This is a genomic window from Myxococcus sp. AM010 (genome assembly GCF_013372585.1).
GTDB classification, from domain to species: domain Bacteria; phylum Myxococcota; class Myxococcia; order Myxococcales; family Myxococcaceae; genus Myxococcus; species Myxococcus vastator.
Genome location: NZ_JABXEO010000024.1, coordinates 22,430 through 49,180 on the forward strand (window position 1 = coordinate 22,430; position 26,751 = coordinate 49,180).

Annotated in this window: 12 protein-coding genes and 1 pseudogene; 7 read left to right on the top strand and 6 right to left on the bottom strand. The window is 68.5% G+C overall.

The features are described from left to right. Positions 1 to 254 precede the first annotated feature (254 nt). The gene (locus tag HV826_RS14230) at positions 255 to 1,214 is read left to right on the top strand and encodes an IS630 family transposase (protein WP_407938399.1); all 960 of its coding nucleotides are present in this window, start codon (positions 255 to 257) and stop codon (positions 1,212 to 1,214) included. Between the two features lie 237 nt (positions 1,215 to 1,451). On the opposite strand, the gene HV826_RS14235 is transcribed toward HV826_RS14230, so the two are convergent. From HV826_RS14235 to HV826_RS14260, 4 genes and pseudogenes are all read right to left on the bottom strand, one after another. Then, entirely contained in the window at positions 1,452 to 1,943 is a 492-nt protein-coding gene (locus HV826_RS14235; protein WP_176417558.1) for a hypothetical protein, read from the bottom strand. A 643-nt stretch (positions 1,944 to 2,586) separates the two neighbouring features. After that, positions 2,587 to 4,174, bottom strand: a protein-coding gene (locus HV826_RS38260) for an IS3 family transposase (protein WP_407938400.1) whose coding sequence is annotated in 2 segments (ribosomal slippage) — positions 2,587 to 3,697 and positions 3,696 to 4,174 — 1,590 coding nt in all. Because the reading frame shifts where the segments join, the coding sequence is not laid out codon by codon here. Beyond that, complete coding sequence (locus HV826_RS14250; protein ID WP_255217219.1) at positions 4,138 to 4,974, bottom strand: restriction endonuclease; 837 nt, start codon at positions 4,972 to 4,974, stop codon at positions 4,138 to 4,140. Before HV826_RS14250 ends, HV826_RS38260 begins: the two co-directional genes overlap by 37 nt. Positions 4,975 to 5,048: 74 nt before the next feature. Then, positions 5,049 to 6,229, bottom strand: a pseudogene (locus HV826_RS14260) (IS256 family transposase). A 451-nt stretch (positions 6,230 to 6,680) separates the two neighbouring features. Here HV826_RS14260 and HV826_RS14265 point away from each other — a divergent pair. Genes HV826_RS14265 through HV826_RS14290 form a run of 6 tightly spaced genes read left to right on the top strand, consistent with a single transcriptional unit; the run spans position 6,681 to position 17,473 of the window. Beyond that, positions 6,681 to 9,920 carry an SNF2-related protein gene (locus HV826_RS14265; protein ID WP_176417562.1) on the top strand — a complete coding sequence of 1,080 codons (3,240 nt, stop codon included), beginning with the start codon at positions 6,681 to 6,683 and terminating at the stop codon, positions 9,918 to 9,920. Positions 9,921 to 9,930: 10 nt separating this feature from the next. Beyond that, a complete protein-coding gene (locus HV826_RS14270) occupies positions 9,931 to 12,099 on the top strand; it encodes a helicase-related protein (protein ID WP_176417563.1) in 2,169 nt (722 codons plus the stop codon). Between the two features lie 19 nt (positions 12,100 to 12,118). After that, positions 12,119 to 12,505 (top strand): hypothetical protein, encoded by a 387-nt coding sequence (locus tag HV826_RS14275; RefSeq protein WP_176417564.1) that lies wholly within the window; start codon positions 12,119 to 12,121, stop codon positions 12,503 to 12,505. Between the two features lie 6 nt (positions 12,506 to 12,511). Beyond that, complete coding sequence (locus HV826_RS14280) at positions 12,512 to 13,405, top strand: hypothetical protein (RefSeq protein ID WP_176417565.1); 894 nt, start codon at positions 12,512 to 12,514, stop codon at positions 13,403 to 13,405. Next, positions 13,402 to 16,737 carry a hypothetical protein gene (locus tag HV826_RS14285; RefSeq protein WP_176417566.1) on the top strand — a complete coding sequence of 1,112 codons (3,336 nt, stop codon included), beginning with the start codon at positions 13,402 to 13,404 and terminating at the stop codon, positions 16,735 to 16,737. The genes HV826_RS14280 and HV826_RS14285 overlap by 4 nt, the downstream gene beginning before the upstream one ends. Next, positions 16,730 to 17,473 (top strand): hypothetical protein, encoded by a 744-nt coding sequence (locus HV826_RS14290; RefSeq protein WP_176417567.1) that lies wholly within the window; start codon positions 16,730 to 16,732, stop codon positions 17,471 to 17,473. Before HV826_RS14285 ends, HV826_RS14290 begins: the two co-directional genes overlap by 8 nt. Here the strand turns inward: HV826_RS14290 and HV826_RS14295 are convergent. Both HV826_RS14295 and HV826_RS14300 read right to left on the bottom strand, forming a co-directional pair. Further along, positions 17,454 to 23,888 (bottom strand): AAA domain-containing protein, encoded by a 6,435-nt coding sequence (locus HV826_RS14295; protein ID WP_176417568.1) that lies wholly within the window; start codon positions 23,886 to 23,888, stop codon positions 17,454 to 17,456. The two genes, HV826_RS14290 and HV826_RS14295, sit on opposite strands and share 20 nt — an antisense overlap. Next, entirely contained in the window at positions 23,888 to 26,152 is a 2,265-nt protein-coding gene (locus tag HV826_RS14300; RefSeq protein WP_176417569.1) for a PD-(D/E)XK nuclease family protein, read from the bottom strand. Before HV826_RS14300 ends, HV826_RS14295 begins: the two co-directional genes overlap by 1 nt. Positions 26,153 to 26,751 lie beyond the last annotated feature (599 nt).

A 26,751-nucleotide genomic window follows, 5' to 3' on the forward strand; every position in this document is an offset into this window, starting at 1 on the left:
AACTGGGTGTGCAGGGCGCCCTAAACCGAGGTTCGTGATTCTCAATCAGGTCGGAGAGCAGACGGGCGCGAAGCGAACGGGAAGAAAGAGCAGGGGCACCTCCCGTTCGGCTCTGTGTGCGCAGAAGACCTGAGAGCGAGAAGGCCCTGCCCCAGGGGCAAGGTAGGCCGTGGTTGAAGAGGAAGCAGCGTCAGGCGCTGCTTCGGTGGGGGGCCAGGAGTGGTTGCCCGCTGACCTACCGGAGGTGCCTGGCAGTGGCGAGCGCGGGGCGTGGGGCGTCGTGTCGCGCCACCGCGAAGGCGCTGGAGTGTGCCACCTCGACCGTGGTGGTTGCGGTGCGGCGCTACCAGGAGGGTGGGCGCCAAGCCCTTCGAGACAGACGGGAGGGCAACGGACGCGCCAAGGTGGACGAGCGGTTTCGGGAGCGGCTCACCTGCGTGTTGGAGGGCACGCCCGAGGACTGGGGCTGGTGCCGTCCCACCTGGACACGCGAGTTGCTGTGCCAGGAAATGGCTCGACGAGGACAGGTGCGCGTGTCCGTGGCGACCATGGGGCGCACGCTCGCCACGCTCGGCGCCCGGCTCAAGGCGGCCAAGCCCATCGTCGAGTGTCCCTGGCCCAGTTGGAAGCGACAGCGTCGGCTCCACGAGCTGAAGTGTCTCGAGGTGTATGGGCCTCCCAGCGAGCCCGTTCTGCATGTGGACGAGGTCGACATCCACCTCAACCCCAAGGTGGGGCGCGACTGGTGCCTGCCCGGGCAACGACGGGTGGTGGTGACGCCCGGCAACAACCAGAAGCGCTACCTGGCTGGAGCGCTCAATACGAGCACCGGGCAACTGACGTGGGTGGAAGGCAGGTCCAAGGCAAGTGCCCTCTTCATCCAGTTGCTGTGGCGCCTGGCGAGTCAATACCGGCGCGCTCGCCGTATCCACCTCGTCCTCGACAACGCCTCGGTTCACTCCAGCAAGAAGACGCTCAAGGCGCTCGCGCATTTCGGCGGGCGATTCGTTCTCCATTTCCTCCCGCCGTACTGCCCCCAGGGCAATCGCATCGAGCGGGTGTGGCTCGACCTGCATGCCAACGTCACCCGCAATCACCGCTGCCGCACCATGGACCAGCTCATGGTCCGGGTGCATGCCTACCTCTCCGCTCGAAATGTCCAGCGCTCCGCCAGTCCATCCCTGCGACGAGTCGACCTCAGGCGCACATCCTGAGGCCGTTCGAGAATCACGAACCTCGGTTTAGATAGGGACGATGAACCCAGTGGAGGAAGAAGTACGAGGCAGGCGAACCGAGGCGTTGGGCACAGCCGCCAAGCGACAAAGAAGATGCTGGAGGGATCACGTAATTGAAGCTCAATCCCTTGGGGGATACCTCAGGACAGAGGGGCGCCCACGCCGCGCGCCCTCTCTGGGTGTCTTCATCCGAACCGTTCGTGCGTCAGCTTCGGCTCAGTTGCCGAAGACGCGGAAGGACATGTCGTAGGGCGAATCGGGGCTGTAGCCGAGCCAGTACTGGATTCCGTCCGCGTAGACGTTGCCACACATGGAGAAGACGCCGGAGTACGTGGAGAGGCGCACCAGCTTCAGGGTGTACGCGCGTCCCGGTAGCAGCGTGATGCCCTGACCCGCGAAGGAGAAGGTGTACCAGGTGGCCGGCGTACCCGCCGTCTGCGATGCCATGCTGACGGTGGTGGACGAGGCAATCACCGCATCGCCCGTGCCCTCGCTGTCGTGCAGGTCCACGCGGTAAGACGTGTTATAGTACAGATTCGGCTTGACCCAGATGTCGACGGAGTCGAGCGCCGTGCTCGCGGACAGTTTGAAGCTCTGGCCAATCGCGTTGTTGATGGCGACATTGGTGTTGCACCCCGCCGTGTCGACCTCAATGAGCTTTTCGAAGGCCTGGGCCTGTCCGGCCACCACCACGAGCGCGCCCACCATGAGCCCTTGGCAGAGCATACCGAGGCGACAGAGGACGGACCTCGGGCTTGTGGCCCGTGCGACGAATGGCACGACCACGGCGTTCTGCGACTTCACATGCGTTGTCATTACATCTCCTCGTGGAGGACCCTCGGCCCCGTGCGCGTCCCGCTCCGCCTGCGCTCAGGTTCCTCGACTCCGCCACTTCGTCCCGTGCCCCCTCACATGGTTCACGGGGAGGCCCCCAAGGCCTCGGCGGCGGGGATCCGCAATGAATATGCCACTTACCGGGAGTCCGACTTTTCCGACGGCCCCGGGGCAAACCGAGCGAAAGTCCTGGTCCGTTTGCGTTCAGGCGTGACGCTGCCGAGTCCGAATGACACGCACTCTCCGTTGCCCTGGGGGCTCCCATGTCTCTGGGTATGTCTTGAATTGGTGCGGGCTGACCCGGGTGGCCTGACTTTAATCCCAGAGCGAGGTCACGTCAGGCCTGTTGATGTAGCGGAAGAGGCGATACGCCACCTTTGAGCATGCCCCGGAACATGCACATTCATTCCCCTTCGAAATAGTCGGTATCGACCCTCGGAAGCCGCAGAGACTCCGAGGTCACCCCGACCCCGTGCTCGATCCGGTGAGAGTCAAGGTAGATGTCGCGTGAAAGGATTCAACCGATGCGCTTCAACTCCTGCACTGCAGGGGTGAGGTTCGGAGAGGGGCCGAGACGGACGGGGCCCGCGGGCGTCCAGTCGCGCGTGTCACGGCTCCATCGCTCGGGGTGCCGGGCTTTGGCGTGTTGGTACACTTGGTGCCGTCGTGCCAGCAGCGCGCCCTCGCGGCCGAAGTGCCTGTCCTCGGGCGTGACGTAGCGGATGCCGGAGTGGCGGTGCTGGGTGTTGTACCAGGCCACGAAGCGCGTCACCCAGCGGCACGCGTCCTCGACGGAGGCGAAGGGGCGCTGAGGGAAGCTGGGGCGGTACTTCAGCGTGCGGAAGAGGGCCTCGGAAAACGGGTTGTCGTCCGAGACACGGGGCCGGCTGAAAGACGGGGTGACGCCCAGCCACTGCAAGGTGGCCAGCAGCGTGGCGCCCTTCATGGGGCCGCCGTTGTCCGAGTGCAGTACCAGCCCCTCGAGGCAGCCAGCCTCCTGCCAAGAGCGGCCAATGAGGGCCGCGGCATGCGCGGACGACTCTTCTTCGTGCACCGCGTAGCCCATGATGCGCCGGCTGAAGACGTCCACCACCAGGTACAGGTAGAGGAAGCTGCCCTTCACCGGGCCCTTCAGGTAGGTGATGTCCCAGCTCCAGACTTGGCCGGGCCCAGTGGCGAGGTGGTCGGCACGAGGCCTGGGCACAGGCGCCTTGGCTCGGCCGCGGTGGGCCAACTGGCCCGCTTCACGCAGCACCCGGTAGAAGCTCGCCTCGCTGGCCACGTACTCGCCCCTGTCCGCCAGCCTGGGGACAATCTGCTTGGGCGAGGCGTCCCGGAATTCCTCGCTGTTGGCCACCGCCAGGATGCGGCGCCGCTCCACCTCGGACAGCCGGTTGGCCGGCCGGGTATGCGGGCCGCACCGCCTGTCCTCGGACGTCGCGGGCTTCCTCCAACGCTGAATGGTGCGCGCAGTCACCCCCAGCCGCTCGCAGACGGCCTCCAGGCGCACGCCCTTCTCCAGGGCCTCGTCAACGTGGGCAAGCGTCATTTCTCGCTCGTCTCGTCCGCTGCGTCGTCCTCGTCGGCCAAGTCCTTCTCGTCCCAGCCCATCGCCTGAAGTTTTTTTCGAGCACCAGCAGCGCCGCCGCCTCAGCCAACGCCTTCTCCTTGCGGCGCAGCTCGCGCTCGAGTTCCTTCACTCGCTTCTCCGAGACGGCCAGCCGTCGGCGTTGGCCCGCCGTCAGGGCCCCGGACGGGGCCTCCTTCGTCCCCTGGGCGAGGGCGCCAGCGGCAGCCGCCCGCCACTCCACCAGTTGCCCTTCGTGCAACCCCTCCCGGCGCAGCAGCGCTCCCAATGTCTCGCCCGCCAGTCCATGCGCCTCCGCCAGCACGCGCAGCTTCTCCTCGGGCGTCCACTTCTTGGGGCCGATGGGCTTCTCCTCGGACGGGGGCGTCATGGCCGCCAACTTATTCGCCTCCCGCAACCACTGCGACAGCGTCGGCTGGGAGACTCCCACCTGGCGGGCCAACGCCGCGGCACTCACCGCGCTGGGGCCCACCATCCGCTTCACCATCTGCGACTTGAATGCATCCGTGTACGACACTGCGTCCTGCCTGCTCTCGCCCCCAGGGCGTGGTCATCCCGACCGGTCAGCCGAGGCGACAACTTCCCTGACACAGGGGGGATCATCAGTTCGGCCAGTCGGGCCCCGTCAATGAGAACGACGCTCCCTCGCGCCTGGCGCGCTGCTTCACGCGCCGGCCCCGAGATGCTCCCAGACGTGATGAGCACACCCTTGTCCGCGCCCTGGAGATGGAGCGCGCCCATGAACCCCTGGATCTCCGGCGCCCCTACCTGCCCTTTCCACTTCTTCGCCTGAACATAGACTTTCTGGAACCCGAGCCGGTCGAGCGAAACGATTCCATCAATTCCACCATCGCCAGAACGCCCGGTCCGAACCAGCGCCTCTCGGCTCAAGCCGTACCCCAGCGCGTAGAGCACATCGAGAACGAGGGATTCGAACTCCGCTGGCGTCTGCCTGCCAATCTGCACGAGGAGGTCTCTCGCGACACTCGCGCGAATCCGGGCCAACGCGTCTTCGATCTGCTCGCGAGGACTCTGTGTTTCCGCCTTCCCCCCGTCGGCGGCCGCCTCACGGGCGGAATGCGATGTTCCGGTCGCGCCGGAGAGAGACTGGATGGAGACGTCCCTGGCCTCGCTTCCGATTCGCTCTACCTCGGCCTCTGGAACCTTCCCGCCATAGGCGTCCAGCAGCTTCCGACCGGCGTCAGTGATTATCCACGCCCCCCGCACAGGCGCGCTCGAAAGCCCCGCCCGTTTCAATGCGTCATGCGCCCAGCCGATGCGGTTCTGGAAGACAGGCTGTAGTCCACTTGGAAGCAGCGCGGTCGGTCAAGTCCCGAATCCTGTGTAGTTGGTTCGGAGGGGGTTCGGGGGAGGAAGGCTCCTCGGTGGCGTCATGCAGCGGAAGTGTCAGGGGTTGATTTCAGCAGAGACATGTCAAGGTAGCGGCGGTCATCCCAGACACCGGTGACTTCAAGTGCGACGGCGATGATGAGGCGCAGGGCGCTGGCGCGGTCCGGGAAGGCGCCGACAGCGCGGATGCGGCGCTTCACCTCACCGTGGAGGCGCTCCAGGCCGTTGGTGCTGCGTAGGCGCTTCCAGTGGGCCTGGGGGAAGGCGAAGAAGCAGGTGGCGGCGGCGAAGCCCTCGCGCAGGCACTCCATGGCCTCTGGCAGGTGACGTCCCAGCCCCTCCTCAAGGGCAGCCAGCCGCTTCCTGGCGTCCTGGAGGTTGGGGGCCTCGAAGATGGCCGACGTCTCCTTGCCCAGGCGCCCACGCAGCTTCCAGGGCGCCTTGGCGAGCACGTTCCCCGGGTGAGGTGCACGGTGCAGCGCTGCAACCGCGCCTCGGGCAGGGCCTGGCGGGCCGCGGCGGCCAGGCCCGCGTGCCCGTCGGCGATGACGAGCCGCACGCCCTTCAGCCCTCGCTCCAGCAACTGGCGTAGCAAGTCCAGCCAGGACTCCGCCGACTCGCTGCCACCCAGGGTGACGGCGAGCAGGTGCCGGTGCCCATCCTCGCCCACGCCGTAGGCCACCAGGGCCGAGACGTTCTGCACTGTGCGCGCCCACCTGGCGTCCAGGAAGGTGGCATCCAGGTAGAGGTAGGGGAAGGCCTGGGTGAGAGGCTGGTTGCGCAGCCCCTCCACCTTCTCCTCCAGCGTCCTCGTCACCCGGCTTACCGTCGAGCGCGAGACGGCCTCGCCCATGAGAGCGCGCGTCACCTTGCCCATCTTCCTCGTGGAGACGCCCTGCACGTACGCGCTGGTAATCGCCTCGTCGAGCTCCGCGCTGCGACGCTTGTAGCGGCCCAGCACCTCTCCCGCGCTGCCGCTGTACCGGGTGCGCGGCACCGTCATCTCCACAGCCCCCGCCGACGTCACCAACGTGCGCAGGTAGCTGCCGTTGCGCACGTCCGCCCGGCCCACCATCCGCTGCCACCGGCCAGCCCCCACCAGCTCCCGTACCTCTTCCTCCAGCAGGGCCTCCAGTGTCATCCGAATGGCGCCTCGGAACAGCGCCCGCAGGTCGGCCTGCACCTCTTCGTGCGCGGGGGATTCAAACTCGGTATCGTCCACGTCAGGGAACTCCTCGGCTCCCCTGCCAGGGGGAGACCGTCTCGGTTGGTTTCACCGAGGAGCTTCCCTCTTTCCCGCTCGTCCCGCCTCGCCATCTACACACTTATAGGGACACGACCCGGCCTCGCGGTCCGGGCGACAACTACGCTGGCACGGGTGGCTACGGTCCACACAAAGTACGGGAGAGGTACCTAAACGGGGCAACTCCGCTCTGGGCGGGAGTCGAAGCCGTGGAGATATGGCCAGCGGAGCCGATGACAGGGGTGAGAGGGACCCGGGTCATGGCGAGAACTGTAGCGGGCCGCTCCGAGTGTCCTTCGGCCCCTGGCGGTACACGGCGGACACTCTCCATCGCTCCCACAGCGCACCCGGCATGAACCGCCCGCAGGTCCCCCCGCAGTGGTAACTTCCGGCTGCTGGCTGCGCCAGTAGCAATGGGGGCTCCATCCAAATGACGAAGGCCGATTCGACGGTGGGCCTGAACACGGGCGCACTCGCCTATCTCCTCCGTAATCCGGAGCTCGGCCCGGTGCGGATCGATGACGGTGTCGGCGGAAGGCTGAAGGTCCGCCCGCTCCGAGGAGAGGTGCGCGAGACGATCCTAGTAGACCCGACGGAGCTTCGCCCCTTTCCGTTGTACGAGGGGTTGCCCGTGCACGTCGTCCCACAAGAGCCGGCAGCGGCGCCCTGGACAGCCCGACTGCTCTCGGTCGATGCCGGGGGAGTGCTGCGCCGAGGTCTAGTGAAACTGGACGGCGTCGAGGCGTGGGTGGAGGAGTCCCGCGTCGTCCCGCTGGCATCTGAGAGCAAGGATCCTTTGGGACTCTTGGAGAACGCGGAGTACCGCAGCCCCCGCCGGTTCTTCGCCCGGCGCGACCTCCGGAACACCCTGTATGAACTCCACCGGGACTCGGAAGGCATCCCAACTCTCTTTGGAGCCCGCGTTCGCCCCCTCGCGCACCAGCTGTACGCCGTCCGGCGCATCCTCTGGAACCGCGCCCCCCGCTTCGTGCTCGCGGACGAGGTGGGGCTCGGCAAGACGATCGAGGCGGGCTACGTCATCCAGGCACTCACGGCGGCGGATCCGAATTGCTCGGTGCTGGTGATCACCCCGGGGGCCATGGCCCGGCAGTGGCTGTGCGAGCTTTACCTTCGCTTCGGCGCACGGGTCTTCACCGACCTATCCGCTCCCCGCTGGGAGAAGGCGAATACGTCGGAGCGCCAATCGTTGGCGCAGCAGAAATGGCTCATCGTCTCCACCACCGCGCTGGAGGGACACGAAGACCTCCGTGCGTTGCTCGCCGACCGTGAATGGGGGCTGGTCGTGGTGGACGAGGCGCACCAAGTACCGCCTCGGCATCCGCTCTACCCATGGCTCCGAGCACTCGCGGAGCGCGCCCACGGCATCCTTGCCCTCTCGGCCACTCCTTCCAAGCGTGAGACGGGGGGACTGCTGGGGCTCCTCGCCCTGGTCTCACCGGACGTCTACTCTCCCGAGGATACCGCTGCCCTCCAGCACCGGTTGGATGCGAAGAAGCGCATCTGGGATGCCCTGGCCTACAGCACCGAACTGCTGGACGCGACCCGCCAGGCCGGCGAGGAACTCGATGAAGGTGCCATCGCCAGCATCGCCGAGTATTGGCAGGGGGTGGCCTCCGATGACCCGGTCTTCCAGAAACTGCTTGAGCAGTTCCGCTCGGGCGAAGGTGAAGAAGCACTCGACCAGCTCATTGGCTATGTACAGGAATTCCACCGGATCGATCACCGGCTGATCCGCACCCGCCGCGCCACCCTGGCCGTGCTCGAGCTCCCCCAGAACCCGCGCGTCAGCCAAGTCGCCAAGTACGAGGCGACCGCGGTGGAAAAGCTCTTGGCCGAACGCCTGGACCAACTCCCTGCCTCGCCCGGGATGACTGCGGAGCAGTGGGCTTTGCGTGGCTTGTACCAGCGCTTCGCCTGCACCAATCCGGAGCACTTCCTCGCCTTCCTGCTCGCGCGGAAGAAGGCACTCGGCGACGCGATGAGGCCATCTCCCCCAGGGCTGGCGCGGGCGCTGCGGAGCGATCCAGGTGCCGATGAGGAGACACTCCTCATCCAACGGCTGATTGCCACCACGCCACCGCTCCCGGGCGAGGACTCCTGGCGGACGAAGGCGGAGGGCCTCGTGGAGGAGTGGGTGGAAGAGGGGCCCTGTGCACGTTATCGCTGGGCAGTGGAATGGCTCCGAGCCCGGCTCGCGGAGGACCCGGCACGCAAGATCCTCGTCTTCTCCCAGGATCGCGAGAACGTGGAGGACTTCGGAATGTACCTCCACCAACAGCTTCCCCAGGCGGGCATGCGCCTGTTCCACCATCGTCTCTCTCCACAGGAGATCGAGGAAGCCGCCTGGAGGTTTCAGGCCGACCCAAAGTGCCGCGTCCTCATCTCGGATGAGCTAGGCGGCGAGGGCCGGAATTTCGAGATCGCCTGGGCGGTGATGCACCTCGACGTCCCGGCGTCGGTAGCACGGTTGGAGCAGCGGATCGGTCGGCTGGATCGGGTGGGCCGTCCGCCGGACCACCCCATCCACACCGTCCTACTGCATGGCCCCAACCGGACGGAGCAGTTGCTCGTCCAGTTGCACACGGAGGTGTTCCAGGTCCAGGACCGCTCCATCGGCGGCCTGGAATTCGATCTTCCACGGCTCCAACAATCCGTCTCAGACGCCGCGTGCGGCAAGGACACGGAGGGCGTGACCGAAAGATTGCGGGCAGAGATCGCCCGGCGGCTCGCCGAGACGGATAAAGAGTTCGAGACCTCGCTGGACTCCTCCAGGCCGGAGCTGGACAGGGCGCGCGAATTCGCCGAGATCCTCGATGAGACGGAACCGGAATCCGCCCACAAGGCGCTGATTGCCTGGTCCCGCGCGCTGGGGTTCCGGGACGACGGCATTGGGAACGGCCTCGTCCAGCTGCAATGGGAGCAGGAGCAACTGGAGGAGCGGCTGTCCGGCATCGGTCGCGCGGAGCGCGTCGCGGGGACCTTCACCCGGAAGCGAGCGCTGGAGGATAACCGGGTCCAGTTCTTCGCTCCGGGCCACCGCCTCGTCGACACCCTGGTGGACGCCCTGGACACCACGCCCATCGGGCGCGCCACCATCTTCCGGCGCTCCGGGCTAGGCCCGCAGAACCGCAATCAGTTCTTCCTGGTCGCCCTCGTCCGCAGTGTCCTGCGCGGCGCCATCCCGGCAGGGTTGCTCGTCCGCGCGCGCAGCGAGCTGTGGCCCCGAATCGAACAGGTGGTGCTGAAGATTGATCCGCGCAACGAGGAGGAGCCGGTGGAGGTGACGGATGCGGCGCTCCGTGAGCGGCTTCTCGCCCCGTACCGGGGGAGGGAACTCGATCCGAAGGTGGAGCACGAAGAGCTGTCCGCCTTCGCCGCGCCGAATCTCTGGGCAGCCACTCGCGGCGGCGTCGCAAGGGCGCTGGAGATCGCCCGCGCGACGATTAAGGACGATCACGAGATGGTGGCCCAGGAACTGGAGGCCGCCCTCCAGCACGAGCTCGGCTATTACCAGAGCGTGAGCGAGCGCGAGAACCCGGCTGAGGCGGTGCGCGCGCGCGCGGAACTGGACGTCCGCAAGGCGCTGGTGGACTCCGTCCGGCAGGCTACCGTGGAGCTGGATGCCCTGGCCCTTGTCCTGGGCGCGTGAGAGGGAAAGCGTGAGCCTCTGGGACTTCCCCGAATGTGGGGACTTTGGCGCCGTGCTCGCCGAGGCCCAGGCAAGGGCGCTCCGTGCGCGAGACGCGGCGGCCGCGTCTCCGGACGAGGCGGCCCTTGCTTGGCGCCATGGCGCGTTGTCGCGGACCCTCGAGGCTTTCGGCCAATCACCGAGGGAAGGCGCCGACCGGGGCGTCCTGCTCCGGGAGGCCGTCCGCCTGTGCGACGGCCACCTGACGCTGCCCGAGGTCGGGTTCTCCCCGGGAGAGCACCAGGCGGAGTGGCTGCGGCGATTCGGCCTCTCGGCTCGCCCGGGGCGTGGCGCGCGCCCCTCCATCGCGTTCGATCTGACGCCCGTGGACCGGCTCCCGCACATCTCCGAAGAGCTGAGCGAAGGGCTGCGGGACGCCCTGCAGCTGGACCCGAGGCTCCGCCGTTTCCGTCAGCCCACGGTAGCCGACGGCGCCCTCCTCCGGCTCTCGCGGCATCCCGAGTACCAGAATCCCACGCAGAAGGCGGCCATCCGGGCGCTGCTGACGATGCCACCGGGCGCCACGCTGCTCGCGAGCATGCCCACGGGAGGCGGCAAGAGCCTCCTGTTCCAGCTGGGGGTGCGCTGGTGGCGAGAGCAGTCGAAGGACTGCAGTCCCTGCGCGGTCGTCATCGTGCCCACCGTCGCGCTCGCGCTTGCCCATGCGGATGCGTTGAAGAAGGAGCAGGGGCTTGAGGGGAGCGAGGCCTTCGTCGGGGAGCTTTCCCACGACGAACGGCAGGATCTGCTCCTCAGGTTCCGCCGGGGCGAGGTGCCGCTCCTGTTCATGTCGGCGGAGATGGCGCTGACCTCCGCCCGGGAGGCGCTGTTCGAGGCGGCCCACCCCACCGCTGAACGCAGTTCCGTGCAGCGGGGACACCTCCAGGGCCTCTTCGTGGACGAGGCGCACATCATCGAGAGCTGGGGGCGCACCTTCCGGCCGGACTTCCAGCGCCTGCCCGGCCTCGTCCAGGCGCTGCGCGCGAAGAACCCGGCGCTGCGCACCGTCCTGCTCTCCGCCACGTTCGGCGCCGAGGCGCATGCATTGCTGGAGCAGCAATACGGCGCCGGCACGTTCCTGTCCGTGGTGGCCGGGGCCCCCAGGACGGAGCTCGACCTCGTCGTCCAGGACTTCAGCGCCCCCACTAGGCGCGACGCCACCCTGCTCCAGCTCCTCGACGTCCTGCCCCGGCCGGCGCTCGTCTACACCACCCGCCCGAAGGACGCGGAGGGGATCGCCCGGCAGCTCCGGCAGCGTGACTACACGCGCCTGGCTGTCATCACCGGCGAGACGACCGGGAGAGACCGGGGCGACGTGGTGCGCCGCTGGCGCGCGGGGCAGCTGGACCTGGTGGTGGCCACCGCCGCCTTCGGTATGGGCATCGATAAGTCCGACGTGCGCGCCGTCGTCCATGCCTCCCTGCCGGAGGACGCCGCGCGGTACTATCAGGAGATCGGCCGGGCAGGCCGGGATGGGCACCAGGCACTCGCGCTGCTGCTGTGGGCCCCCGAAGACGAGACGCGCGCGAGAAGCATGTCCCTGGGCCAGCTGATGAAGACCGAGAAGGCGGAGGAGCGCTGGTGGGCGCTCGTCCAGGACGCGCGAGACCATGGCCGCCTCAGAGAGGCTCCTGACACCGGCTACACCCGGATGACTGTGGACATCACCCTGCCCCGGCCGGGAAGCGGCGAGGGCTCCTACAACCGCCAGTGGAACGCGTCGCTGGTCAACCAGCTGCAGCGGTACGGAGGGGGCGCGGTGGAGGTGCTCTCCATCGATGACGACCGCGACCGCTGGACGCTCGACGTGAAGGAGGGTGTCCTCCTCGACACGGGAGACGAGGCCCGGACGCGGCTCATGGAGTTGCTCGCCGAGCGGCCACAGGAGGTGACCCAGGCGCGGCAGCGGCACCGCGGGTTTCGCCAGGCGCTGGAGAAGCGGGACGAGGAATGCATGCTGTGCTCTGTCTTCGAGCTGGTGGAAGCCGAGCCGCCGCCGCTCTTCCCGTGCGGCCGCTGCCCATACTGCCGGGCCGAGGATGCTTCCCCCCCGACCCACTTTGAGTTCCGCGGCCTGGACGCCTTGTGGCCCACCATCCCCCCCGGCTGCGCATACCGGCCGCATCCTCGTCCACCCTGATGATCCGAACTTCGCGCGGGTGGACACTCTGGTCCAGAGGCTGCTGCATGCGCGCGTGCGCCAGTTCGTGGTGCCCGCTGGAACCGGCCCCATGTTCGCGCGTGTGCTGAAGGAGCCCGCGGGCCTCGAAGGCCTCGTGCTCGAGATCCCCTATCTCACCGAGAGCACCCTCGCCGGAAACTGGCGGCCCGCCCGGGTCCGGACCGCGCTGATCATGCGGGTGGGAGGGCCGGACGCGCGAAGCAACGAGGCGGCACTCCGGGTCGCCCTCCAGGAAGACCTGGAGGGCCCCGGGCTGTTCGTCGTGGCGGAGCCGGGGCTCCGCCTGGGAGGCCGCGCCGTCGGCCAGGTGGTCTCCAACCGCGCGCCGCTGGCGGAGGCGCAACTGGACGAGTGGAAGGACTGAGACGAGATGAGCCTGCTCACGGACACCACGGGCCGCCCAGAGCGCGTCCACACCCTGCTGAGGCTGCTGGAGGCCCACGGCGGACGGCTCGGATACGATGAAACCGTTGCCTGGCTCCAGCCCCCCGTCCTCCGTGGGGAGAAGAACTCCACGGACGCGGCCAAGCAGACGATCGGCAGCGCGCGCAGCCTGGGATTCATCCGCGATGACGGCCCCCACCTCCTCCTGGACGAACCCTCCATCTCCGCCGATCCTCCCGCCTTCGCCGACCTCGTCCACGCGCGGCTGCGGGATAATCCCTCGGAGAAGGACCGTGTGATGCTGGAGGTCTATGCCTTGTTCGTCGTGCTAACGGATCGCGCGGAGGGGACCTCCTGGATCGAGGAGAAGACCGTCGAGCGCCTAGCCGACGAAATCGACGACCTCCTGCCGCGGCCGGCCGACGATCCCCAGCAGGCGAAGGTCTTCAACAAGGACAAGTACAGCACTGCGTGGCGGCCCTGGATGCTCTACCTGGGGCTGGGGTGGGAGGGGCGGATCCTCCCGACCTTCTTCCCCCACCCCACCGTCCGGCTGGAGCGGGAGCTGCCGGCGCTCAGCCAGGAACTGGGGGTCGGGCGCGAGCTCGACCCGGCTGACTTCCTGCGGGTGCTCGCCCGCCGCATGCCGTACCTGGATGGAGGTACGCTCTTCGAGGAGGCCATGCGCCGGGTCCGCTGGCGGCGCACCACCCAGCGGCTGACGGTGGTCCTCAGCGACGTGCTCCGGGAGCTGCACGACGACGGCCGGATCCGGCTCCACATGCGTGGCGACACGGTGGGCGCCACCCGGCTCGCTCCGGACCCCACGCATGGAATCCAGGCCATCAGCGCCGTGGAGCTCATCGGAGGCCAGGCATGAAGTTCCAGCGCTATCCCTGCTGGGATGAGAAGGACGCGAACGCGGTCCTCAGGACCGAGGCGCTGGCGGGGAGCCGCTCGCTCTTCATGGCCGTCCACGCGCCGCTGGAGGGCTTCTCGGTGAGCGGCAGCCGGGAGGCGTGGGTCGAGCACCCTTCGGACCGAGGCCTGCTGGAGGCGCTCATCCGCCCCGAGTTCCGACACGCGCTCTGCGTGGTGGAGGGTGAGCCAGGCTCGGGCAAGTCGCACCTGATCCGCTGGCTCTCTTTCAACTGGCCCAGCACGGCCAAGGACATCCTGGTGCTGATTCCCAGGAGCCAGGGCAACCTGGAGGAGGCACTGGGCGCCCTGCGCGAGAAGCTGCCCGAGGACCTCCGGGGCTTCTTCGCCGGGCTGGGGGAAGCGCGGAAGACGTCACTGGCGGGCCGGGCGCTCGACCTCCAGAGCAAGCTGGCCCACAGCCTGAGGAAGGAATACTTCGAGACCGAAGCCCCCATCCACGCGGACTGGGCGGACGAGTGGCACTACCACGAACTGCTGGACGCGCCGGCCCTGCGCGGCAAGTGGAAGGCGCCACGGCGCATCCTGGAGACGTTGAGCGGGTTGGGCGGCGAGCGGAACTCGCAGGTGGCCGAGTTCACTGTCGCCGACATGCTCGAGTTGGCCTCGCTCGTCAGGCCCGTCAAGGGACTGAGTCCCACCGCCGTCCGGGCAAAGTTCCAGCTCCTCAGGGAAGCGGAGGCGATTGAGCAGGCCCATTCGGAGGGGCGCGACCTGGAGCAGGTAGTGGAGGATCTGGGCGTGAAGGCCGAGCACACCCGCCGCCTCCTCGCTGCCCTCCGCTCCCGCATGAACCACGCCGTCCAGGACCTGCTCGGCGTGAGCGGGCAGGCCCTGAAGAACGCGTTCATGCGGCTGCGGGAGGAGTTGGCTCTGCGCGGCAAGCGCCTGGTGCTGCTGCTGGAGGACATCACCAGCGTGCAGGGCGTCGAAGACCAAATGATGAACGTGATGATCGCCAGCAGCGAGACGGAGACGAGCCGCTCGCTGTGCGACCTGATCGCGGTCGCGGGCGTGACGCCGCACTTCTTCCAGAAGCTCTTCGACGTCGCCAACCTGCGCCAGCGCATCACCTTCCATGTCCAGTTCGGAGAGAAGGGGGAGAAGACCTACCAGGGAATGGCGCTGAGGACGCCGGAGGAGCGCGTCCGGTTCACGGCACGCTACCTGCGCGCGGCTCGGGCGGGGGTGGCGCGAATCGAACAGCGGCAACCTCGGGACTGGACGGACGTCGACAACCGGTGCGAGCAGTGCCCGCACCAGCCGACTTGCCATCCACGGTTCGGCGCGCACCAGGGCGTGGGCCTGTACCCGTTCACCCAGGCCACCCTCGACCGCATGTACAAAGAGCTCGAGCATCCGGCGGGCACCGAGGAGCTGCACACGCCGCGCGGGATGATCCAGAGTGTGCTCGGTCCGGTGCTGCTGGCGCCCCAGAGCCTCGCCCGGGGCGAGTTTCCCCCGCCCCAGGTGGAGAGCGAGAACCTCCCGAAGCACGAGCGCAACCTGGACGGCCGCCTGGAGCAGATCGTCAAGGCGCAGGTCCCGGATCGCGACACGGCCGAGCGCCTGCGCCGCCTGATTGCCTGGTGGGGTGATCGCAACAATGCCTCCACACAGCGCAGGGAAAATGGCGCGACGACCTTCGCCGGCATTCCGCATGACATCTACGAGACCTTCGAGCTGCCCTGGCTCGGAGCGCTCGACGCGGGAGTCGAGCCAGAGGCCGTGAGGCCGGACGCCGGGAACACCTCGCCGGAGGGGCCCCCGGTGGCGGAGCCGGCTTCCGCGCGGGGCCCCCCGCCACCTGAGCGCACCGACACCTCCACTTCCGAGGCACCTGCCCCCGGCCCGGATGGAGACGTGAAGCGGCCGACCACCGTCTCTCCGAAGCCGCCCCGGGGTGCGAAACCTCCGCGTCCCGCCACGGTCAACGCACAGCAGTACCAGAAGTACTCGTCCCAGCTCGTCGAGTGGCTCGGCGGCGGGAAGCTCGAGGACCAAGGCTTCTGGAGCGAGCAGGTGGCCGTCATCCTGGAGGACCTCCCCTGGCGGACGCTGGGCCTGGACCCCCACCTTGAGGACAAGCTCTTCACCAAGGAGACGGTGATGCTCGAGGGCGCGCGCAAGCCGACGCTCAAGCACTTCGTGCTCCCGCGCGAGCCCTGGGTCCGTTTCGGCCTGGAGTCCCTCCTCGCGATGCGAATGTGGGGCGAGGAACTCTCCGATGCGGACCGCGAAGGCTACCGGCGGACGCATGCGCGCATGCTGCGGAAGCTGGCCGAGCTCGCCCGTGCTCACGTGAGCCGGCGCGTGCCGATCACGGAGTCCGGCCAGCGGTGGTCCCCCATGGCCACCGCCGCGCAAGTGTTGCTTGCCCGCGCGTGGCTGCGCGGCGTGCATCGCCCCCAGGATCCCCTCCATGTCCAATGGAACTCACTGCTGGATCCGGAAGATCCGGATGGGGGAGCGAGCGGCGAACACCGCATCCAGGGGTGGGGAGACATCGTAGCGAAGGTCGGCCGGACCAGCTCGAACCTTCGCGATGCACTGGAAGAACTGGCCAGCCTGCCGCAGGGAAAGAAGGGGGGCTCCCAGTTCTTCGCCGCCGCGGGAGAGGTGGCTCCCGCCCTGCTCCGGCTGGCGCGCACGCTGGAGCTGGATCCGTCGCCCACCGACGACCCGAAGATTTCGGATATCGTCGACAAGCTCGCCCAGGATGCGCCGTACGTCCGCCAGCGGCTTAAGCCCGCAGCCACGGGGGAGCGCAACCGAATCCTCCGAAACATGGAGAAGCTGGACAACATCACTCAGCGGCGCGCGATCCCCAACTGGTTGATGAGCGCGAACACCGTCGTCACGAGGCTGAAGGAACTCGATAAGGGCCTCCCCTACCAGCACGCCCAGCGATGGAGCCAGGTGTACGCGAAGCTCCAGGGCCGCAGGTTGTTGGAGGCGGACGATCCGGACATGCGCAGGCTGGAGGAGTTCCTCTCGGACAGCGACCGGGAAGCGGCGGAGGGCTTCGCACCACCGGAGGCGCTCGCCTTCGCCATTGGCGCGCCCGCGGCGGACCTGGTCTTCATGGTGGACCAACTGCAGGGGGCGAACGCGTCGCTGGCGGAGCTGCGCCGCCACGTTGGCGCCATCCTCGACAAGACGGGGGGCACCCGCGGCGGCACGCTGGACACGGTGCACGCGGCGGGGACGCGGCTGCGGACGGCGATCCAGGCCATCCGCCAGGCGCTTCCCCCGGGAGGCGGACATGTCTGAGCTACTGGCCGGAGTGGCAGGTGGTGAAGCGCCCCTGGATCCCCTGAGCGCGCTGGAGCAGGTCCTGGACAGTGGCGACTTCCAGCGCGCGGTGCAGGCGGAGCAGTTCGGCGACGCGCTAGGTCAAGCGGTGGGGGTCCTGCTGGGAAGCGCCGAGTCGCTGGACACGCTGGAGCAGCTGGCGGGCTGGGTTCCCCTGGTCGCGAAGAAGCTGGCGCCGGCAGAGGTGGCTGAGGTGCGGACCGCGCTGGACGCGCTGGAAGCCATTTCCGGAAACCTCACCCGCGAGAGCCCCACGCGGGAGGAACTGCAGCACCTCCGTGTGGACATGCAGGCGGTGTCCATGCGCGTAGAGCAGGTGAAGGGCCGCCTCCAGGCCGCCTGGAGCCTCCGCGTCCGGGAGGAGTTCGAGCCGTCCGGGAAGCTGGCCAAGGCGCTCCTGCGCCTCCCCGGACAGGCGGAGCTCGCCCGGCGCATGGCGCAGACCGCCCAGGCCGGCCTGGCGCTGGAGCCGCGCTTCCCCGTGCAGGCGGCGCGGGAGGAGTTTGAGCGCCGCCGCGCGGAACGCCAGGCCCAGGAGGGAGAGCTGGCGGGCGTGGGGACCGACGCGGACAGGGTCCGGTTCCTCATCCGGGTGGCCGAAGAGAAGGCGACGCTCGCGGAGCTCACGCCGGACCTCCAGAAGTGGCTGGCCGAGCAGAACGTGCTCGGCCTGTTCAAGCTCCGCATGGACTAGCACGGCGGCGGAGGAAGGCTCCGAGCCGCTCCAGCAGGCGGCGGCTCACCGCCACCTCCGCCATGTCCCCATTCATGAGGCTGCTGCCGGTGTGCAGGCAGGCTTGGCAGCCGTCCACGCACAGCCGGGCAGTGAGCCGATACGCCTGGTCCGCGATCCGCGCCTCAGCGCTGAGCGATTCCTCCTGTACCGCCTCCTCCACCCCCCGGTAGCGCTCTAACAGCCGGCGCCACTCCGCCGCCCCGGCGTCCCCGCGCTCCGCCCGGGCCACCAGGGTCCCCACCAGTTCCCAGGCAGAGGGCTCGCGCCCCATCTCCCGTGCCAACAAGCCTCCGGCGGCCTGGAGTTCCTGGTAGAGCGTGAACAACTCGAAGCGGTCACCATCCACCTCCTCCGCGCCGTAGAGGAGGCGGAGCACGCCCTGGAAGGGCCCTGCGTCCACGTCGAGGTCCGCGCCCAGCTCGCGCGCGAGCTCCCGGACCCGCCGCTCGTCGCGCGGGTCCCACGAGCGCCAGCGGGCGATGTCCGCCGCCGGGCGGCCGGCGAGCGCCGCCACGAAGCGGTCCTCCCGTGCGTTTGGGCAGTCCGCCAGCAACTCCGGTGTCAGGTCCGACGCCGCCTCGTCCAGGTGGGCCACGAAGGTGCGCGTGGTGCCATCCCCGTGGCTTCCGTCCTCCGCCACGGTGATGACGTCCTCCGATCCTCCTCCAAACTGCACGGGCAGCTTGACGTGAAAGAGGACGCGCCGCTCGTCGCCCCGCCCGTGGCGGACGAACGCCTGCTCCAGGCGGATGGCCAGCCCATGCACGACCACCGAGCGCAGGTAGCCGGTGAAGGCCTCGTGCGAGCGCACATCGCGCCAAGCCTGGTCGATGAGCCGCTGGAAGGCGGTGGAGGCAATCACCTCCCCCAGGCGCTCGAGGCGTTGCTCCGTCAACATCGGGTGCTGGCGCAGGTGTCCCTGGAAGACGTCCGTGAGCAGCTTCGCGAACAGTCCGCCATCCCAGCGACGCAGCAGCTTCTGGAGGTCCTTGCTGAAGCCCTCGAACGCAGCGGCCGTCACCATCAGGTCCGCGATCTGACGGACCTGGTAGGGGTTGAGCCCCCCGGAGGCTCCCCCGCTCATCAGCAGGTAGCGGAGGAACTGGCCACGGAACCACTTCGCCTCGGTGGGCTCCGCCTCGAGCCGCGCGCTCTCCGCCCGGACGAAGTCGTCGAGCACGGCTCCATCCAGGCGGACGCGGACGCCCTCCGTCTCCAGCTCGTAGCCGTGGAGGAGCGTCCGGCGATCCGCCTCCCTCAGGAGGCCCTCGTCGTCCGGGTGGGCAAACACCTGGCTGACGTAGGCCTCCTCGCGCTTGCGGTCGGACGTCTCCAGCACGAGCCGCGCGTCAGCGCCCCAGAAGACACGGGCCACCTTCAATCCTGTGCGCTTCCCGCGGGCAGCCGTCCCGCGGAAGACCTCGACCTCGGAGGCCAGGGCGCCCAGGAGCCGGACCTGCCGCCGCTCGGCGAACCCCGCCTCCGCCTCGACGGATAGGAAGCCACGCAACCGGCCCTGGCTCTTGGGATTCACGCGCGGCAGATTCGAAGGCTCCTTGGACAGGAGAACCTCCCGCCGGGCCTCGTCGTAGACCCAGTCCCCCTGCCACTCTGTCCCAAGGAATCTGCCTCCGCCCGCCATCTCCAGCGACGTGGGCCTTACCACCTGGGGGTGCAGCTTCGCCCCGATGTGCAGGCGGGCCTCCCTGGGCAGCGATTCCAGCAGGGGCCCACTGCCTGCCGGGGTGAACTCCGGCCATGCATCCGAGTGACCCAAGGGCCTCCACAACGGCTGGCGGCCCGGCAGCGGTGGGATCCAATGCACCACGCGGAAGCCGAACCGCCGCGTCATGTTGCCCGGCGCGCACTCGGAGAAGGCGAGAGTGATGTCCTCGGAGTCCTGCTTCACTTCACCCGTGTCGCTCTGATAACCCACCGCGAGCAGGGGCAGGTTGAGCGACTGGAAGAGGAGCCTCGGCACCCACGAAATGTCCTCCGCCCACTTGCGCGGATCTCCCGTCGGCGACAGGGCCACACCAGCCGTGGCCTCTCGCCACAACTGCTCCAGCGATTCAACCTCCAGCCGCTTGTACACGTCATCGCCGAAGGTCGTCCGAACCACGGCATCCGCCTCGGTGAGGAAGCGGGTGTCCACCCCCGACGCGGAGCCCAAGCGCGATTGCCTTCGCGCAGCCAGATCCAGGATCAGGGAGACCACCTGCCCGCGGGTAACGAAATAGTTTTCAACGTTGAGCGGCACCTCGAAACCGCTCGCGTCCAGCATCAGCCTGGGGCGCCGGAAGAACCATGAGTCACGCGGAGAGTACGTGGAGAGCGTCACGCCAGTGACCGGCCGGTCGTCGGACCCTCGCCCGCCGCGCCCCTTCCGCTGGATGAAGGACGCAAGGTTGAGCGGCGCGTAATGCTGATAGACGAGGATCATCTCCGGATCGTCGAAACCGACCTCGAGGGACGACGTGGAGAAGACAAGGTCGCTCTTCTGGATCAGTTCGTCGGCGCGTCCACCCGTCTTCGAGAAGATGGGCTTCGCGCAGACCTCGAGGGCACGGCCGGGCACGTACGGGCCCCGCACCGTCCGCTGGCGGCGGTCCCGGGCGGCGAAGTACCAGCACTCGCCCTGGCGGAAGCGGTCACAGGCGTCGGGCGCGCCACAGCACTCGCGGCGGGGAAGGCCCGTGTGCGCGTCGTCGTCGAACAGACGGGTGCGCAGCCGCGCCAGCCGGTTGCCCTGCTCCGCATCCGCGTAGTCCGAATGCAGGCGCTTGAGCTTGTCGATGGAGTCGAGGAAGGCGATGCCTCGGAACCCGCCATCGTCCCCCGCGCGCCGACGCATGCCGTGCGCCAGGCACATGAGCGTCTGGATGGAGGTGGACGCCCCTGCGATGTCGTGCCCGCGGGATTCCACCTCGGGCTGCACGAAGTAGAAGTACTCGCGTCCTCGCGGGTTGGGTCTGCGCTCTCTGGCTTCAGGGCGGATGATGGCAACGCGATTGCGCCCGCATAGGGCCCCCCAGATCTCATCGGGCCGGCCCAACGTGGCGCTCATTCCGATGGCAAGGGTGCGCACGGGGCTCCCCTCGTGCTCGCGCCGGTTCAGCTCGGACCGCGCGATGAGCCGCCGAAGCGCGTAGCCCACCTGGGCCCCGTGAAGGTGCGAGTAAAGGTGGATCTCGTCCGCGAGAACCGCCCTGGGCGCGGCGTAGGGCGGCTTGTCGCCGAAGAGTCGCCCACGGTCGGGAGTGAACATCCACTGATGGAGCGACTCCGTCACCGGTAGGAAGAAGTGTGGCGGATGCGCGACGACGCCCCGCTTCGAGCCCATCCACCCTCCGTACTCCCAGCCGCAGCGCGGACACCGCAGCAGATCCGCCCCATTCGCGCCGCCTCCCGGCTGGAGCCACAGGTCGCATTTGCACTCTCCCTCAGGGCACGCGAAGAATGGGAAGGTGAAGGCGCCGCCGGGGCCCCGGCGCCAACCCTTCTCCTCGTCCGGAACCCCAAAGTGTCCGAGAACGTCTTTGTTCTGAAGACCCAGGGTGAGGAGCGGCATGCCTGGAACGCGGGCAAGCGCCGCGAGATAGCCGGCGATCCGCTGCGCTTGGTTGGCCGCGAGCCGGATGCGCGGGTACACCAGCACCGCACGCGTCCCCCGTACGCCACGTAGCGCGTCCGTGGCCGCGCCTACCATGAGCGGCAGGACTCCCGCCTCTGTCTTGCCGGTACCCGTCTCCGCGGTGATGACGAAGGCGTCATCCGTGGAGAGGCCGAGCCAAGTGGGGACCATGCTCCCGAGCGCCCGCTCCTGGAAGCCGGACAGCTCCGGGTCTGGCTTATTGAAGCGTGCCCGCAGCATGGCGGCGACCCCCGCGACGGCACGTTGCGCCTCGGGATGCCCGTCCAGTTGCTCGATGAGCGAGGTCTCGATGCCCGAGAGCGGCCGGTCGCGCACCGGCTTGTCGCGGTCCTTCAGCTCCAATTTGAGCGCTCGGACGAGGAACGGCCGCCGGCACGCATCTCCCTGGCGGAAGCGCTGTTTGACGTACCGCACCTCTCGGGCGAGCTCCGCGGCGCGGCTCCGGACGCGCCCTGCCTCTGTCAGGAGCACCCAGCCATGATCGGCGAGCCGGCGCAACGCCGCACTCACCCGCACCTCCTCCGAGTTCAGCGCCCGGACCAGTTCCCGCGGGGTGGTCCACTGCTCGAAGACTCCGAAGTTGATCCGTCGCGCCTCCACTTCCTCCAGGCGGTTCAGCAGCTCGAAGTCGCCCTCCTCGATCGCCTCGGCGGGAGGAGGAGGCCCCTCCGCCACGATAGCGGTCTCCACCAGATCGATCGTTCGCTGACCCCAGGTATTCACGTCGGTCCGGACAACGCCCTCCTGTTGGAGGGCGTTCAGGACAGGCTCGAAAAGGTCCTCTCCTCTCGGCCCCACCCAATCGAAACGCTCTCGGACCTTCTCGTAGGTGGGCGCGAACCGCCCCTTAGGGCGTGTGGCTTCGATGACCTCTTCAATGCGCACGCGGGCCGTATCCGGATCGACTGGAAAGGGGCGCCGCGGCGGAACGAGCGGGCGCGCGACCCAGAACGTCGAGCCCTTCTTTGTGGGCTGAAGCTCCAGCGCGACGAAGCCCTGCTTGCACAGGGCGCGCAACTCCTCAAGTGTCGGCTTCCGGCCAAAGCTCTTCTCGACGAGGAAGTCAGCCGCAGTCCCGTACGAATTGTTCAAAGCGACCTTCTGGATGTGCTCGAACAACTCCCGCAGTTCCGGCGTGAGCTCGAAGACGGGCTCAGGCGCCGGGCGGTCGTCCAGCCGCGGCTCCAGCCGGGGAAGGGCTTCCGTATCGTCGAAGCTGCGCACTCGTACATCAACGGGCCACTCCACGCCGTCCGGGCCGCGAACCCGCACCTGGCCGCGGTCCTCGCTGGAATAGACGAACTCGCGCATCGCCTGCGCGGCGTCGAAGACCTCCTCGTCCTCCGGGATGACGTCCAGCAGCCGCCGGGCGATGACGAGGATCAGCTTCGTCCGCGCCCGGGTGATGGTGACGTTGAAGCGCTCGGGGCTGAAGATGAACTCCGCCTCGGCCCGGGCGAACTCAGGGTCCGACACCGTGTAGCTGGCGATGATGGCGTCGCGCTCGCGGCCCTGGATCCGGTCCACCGTCTCCACCACGCACTCGTCACCCAGCTTGCGGGCCCGCAGTGCATCCCGGATGGCCGCGTTCTGCGCGCGGTGCGGGGAGACGACGGCGAGGTGCTCGTTCCAGAACGTCCCGGAGGAGCGCTCCGCGGCCCCCTCCTCTGGGGGCAGGCGCTCCCGGAGGAACTGCGTCAGCCGCGCCACCAGGCCGACCTCGAAGGGGTTGTGCGTCCCGGCCGCGGGCCCATCGTGCATCAGGATGCAGACCGGCCGCGCCGGGTCGAGGGCCTCGAGCTCCCAGTCGGAGAGCCCCGCCTCCCAGCCCTCGCGCAGCCGCAGCCGGGCCTCCGGGTTCACCGAGCGGTACTGACCCTCGTAGAAATGCTCGGAGGGGAAGCTCGCTAGGGGCGCATTGAGGCGGAACGTCTCGTCCAGGCGGAACTCGGCGACCTGCGCCTCGCGGAGGAAAGCGTACAGGGACCCGCCGATGTGGCGGCCATCCACCTCGTGCTCGTGCACCTGACGCACCGGCGGCAGCTGCCGGTCGTCCCCCGCAACCAACACGCGTCCACCGGGGGCCAGGCCCGCCAGGCACATCAGGCCCTGGCTCACCACCATCTGCGACGCCTCATCGATGCAGACGAGGTCGAAGAGGGGGGCCGTCAGCCCGTCCGCCCCCGGGTGACGGGCCTTCTCGATGAGCTTGTACAGGCTCCACGAGGTGGTCCCCATCACCAAGTGGGGCCGGTCCAGCAGCGGCACGGCGTCCGCGGGGTCGAGCACCTGGATGTCCGCTGGCATCTCCTGCGGCGGCTCCGAGCCCGCCCAGCAGAAGGTGGTCCCGCCGAAGCCGTGCTTGCGCGCCTTGTCATGCATGGCGCTGAGCAGGTTGGCGATGGAGTTGCGGGTGAAGCCCGTCAGGAGGATGCGGCAGGGCAGCCCGCGGCGGCGACGGAGCTCCAGGTAGCCCAGGGCCATCCAGGCGAGGACGAACGTCTTCCCCGTCCCCGGGGGGCCGAGCACCAGCGCCGCGCGGTGTTCGGCGATGCCGCGCCAAGCGGCCTGCTGCGCCGGCCGGAACGCCGCCTCGGTGACGGCAGGAACGGCCACCTCCTCGAGGGCCGCCCGCCACAGGGACGCCGTCCCGTCCGCTCCGGCCCCGGCGAAGCGGCGCGGCTCACGGAAGAACTGGAGCACATCCTCTCTGGGCATCAGGGCCTCGCGTCCGCCAGCGAGCGGAGGAACCGCACCGCCCGGTCGGTGTTGAAGTCGACGTGGATGGCGTCCAGGAACCAGCCATCCGTGCGCGCCCGGCGGCGCAGCGCCTCGAAACCGGGGGCATTGTACTGGTTGCGTGAGATCCGCACCTCCACGTGCTGGCCGTTCTCCAGGTCCGAGGAGATGCGCACCCTCACCTCGCCCCAGCGGCGCGGGTCCAGCCGCAGGTCCGGGTCGTCGTCGGTGAGGATGACGCCCATCGTGGAAGAGGACAGCTCGGCCTGCCGGCTCTCGGGCGGGACGAAGAACCGCAAGCGATAGAAGCCGCCGTCCGGATAAGTGCCGACGAGCTGGAGGTTGGCCAGGCAGCGAAAGCGGTCACGGCGCTCGTCGGCGGGCCGCGCCAGCTCCGTCAGTGTCCCCAGGAGGGCAGCGCGGTTCTCCAGCATCTCGTGCGCCATGAGGACCTCCAGGTCCGTGGCGGCGAGCGGATCGAACTGTGCCTGGAACCGGAAGGGCTTTTTGCGGAGCCGGAGGAACGGCTCACCGGCCGCTGCATTCTCCTGGAGGAGCCAGCGCATGAGGGCGTCCATGGCGGCGAGCCGGGCTTCCACGTCTCGCCGGACCTCCCCTGCGTCGCCTTCCCCCTGGCGGAGGGCGCGGACCACGTCGACGGAGAGCCGCGACGAGAAGCGGCGCTGGAAGCCGGGAGCCGGGCGGTAGGGTGTCGTGAGCGGAGGGGTCGCCTCCGCGAGCGCCCTCGTCACTCCGGCAAGCTCGTAGGCCACCTTCACCGGCAGCGCGTACAACTGCTCCATCACGCTCCTCAGGGCCGTGGCGGGCAGGTGATGGATGCCGCGGTATTCGGGCTCCACCGCCCGCACCTCGTCCGGAGGGAACATCCGGATGAGGTGGAGGAGGCCGGTGCGGATGGCGGGGTCCGCCAGGTGGCGCCCAAGCGCCTCCTGGAGATCGCTCCCTTCGGAGGGCTCGTAGAGGAAGATGTGGGCATGGAGGCCCTGGGATTCATCGTGCCCGGCGTTCCAGGCGTCCACCTCGGTGAGGACCTGGATGACCCGGCCCAGCACCTCCCGCAGGGCGGGCAGCTCGTCCTCGCCACGACGAATGACGGCGACCGTGGGCTCCGCGTGGCCGTCGCGCACGATGAGGCAGCCGAGCGCGACGAGGTTTCCCTCCACCGGGTCCCGGTCCGCGACGAGGTGGATGGCGACGTCCACGCGCGGCGGCATGAGCCAGGAGTGCCAACCCGGTAGGCGATACACGGCGCGCTCCCGCAGCGCCTGTGCCCGCGCCACCAGTACCTGCCCGCGAGCCTTGAGCGCCCAGGTGGAAGCCCCGGGGTTGGCGGCGAGGTTCCGAGCACTCGCGAGCTGCCCCACCGTCCGCACGCCGAGATTCAGGAGCGCCCGCTTGGACTCGTGCGACAGGCCGGGCACAGCGGAGGTGTCCCACTGCTCGGACGGCCGCGCATCGGAGATTGCCCGCTCGCAGTGCGGCAGGTACTCGCACTGCTCGCACTTGAAGTAGATGTGGAAGAAGGTGTCGTCCCGTCCGCGCTCGACGTGCCGCTCGCGCAGGCGGGGGACGGTCCGCCGGAAGAAGTCGATGACGAAGGCCTCATAGCCGCGAGCGGGGAAGGCTTGCTCGACCCACAGGTCCGCCTGCCCCGCTGGCGGCATGTGCCAGATACGCCCCTCCAGGGACATCTCGCCGGAGAGACCGCGTTCCTGCAGCATGCACCGCAGCATCAGTGAGTAGAACGCCACCTGCGCCTTGTGGAACACCGTGGAGACCTGCGTGGCCTTCACGTCGATGATGGAGAACGTGGGGCGGCCGTCCGGGGTGGAGAACTCCACCAGGTCCGGCCGGGCGGGCCGGATGGAGATCTCCGGAGGGAGGTTCAGCAACGCACGGAGGCGGGGGGTCTCCTTGAGCGACGCTTGATGAATGAAGCGCTCTTTCTGCGTGCGCCCGAGGAAGGCGAGCGTCAGTCGATCCGAGACGCCGTCCTCTCCGCCTGAAGGGCCGAGGACTTGGTGGGGATGGCGCTGTTTCAGCGCTTCGACGACCTGTTTCTCGAACTCGTTCCCCCAGTCAGACCACGATGCGGCGATCAGGTTCCTCTCGATGGGGATGTCCTGCTTCGACTCGGTTGGCATCGAGTCGTACACGAGCTTGCGCTCGCAACGGTACTGGAACCAGGACTTCACGCCGGTGGCGCGGATCTCGAGCTTCATCGCGCTCGGATTTTATGAGCTTTCGTCGGAACCCGCACCCACCCGCTGGTATTCGATCACCTCCGCAGGCAGCCGCGAGTCCAGATCCGCACCTGCCCCCGGGTGACTCGGAGCCCGCCTCCTCGCGATTTACGTAGATGCCCTGCTCATTCCTCACACACGATACGCTCCAGCACGTCCGGCGACGGGAAGTGGGTCGAGCCGGTGAGCGTGATCTTCTGCACGGCATAACCCTCCGCAGCGAGGTTTCGGGCCGTGTCCGTCCACAGGAACACCGCGCGCCTTCGGGCGATTTGAGTGCGCAGGTCGTCTGGATTGATGAGCTCGACCCGGCTGGCGGGAGGACTGTCCCGTGCCGTGAGCTTGAGAGGAGATGACGATGCTGGGGTGCCCGTCGCCGCACCCAGTTCCTGACCACCTAGCGGAGGTCCGGCGCCGCGCCTCCTTGCCGCAGCGCATGGGCATTAGTAGTCAGCAGCCAGGCGCATGGCAGCCAGGCTGCTAGGCATTTTCCGGAATGCGATATGAAATAGCCGGATGCCGGCCTCTGCCTCTCTTGCCCTGCCCGCCTGCTGCAGGCCGAGCGTGAATGCCTTCAG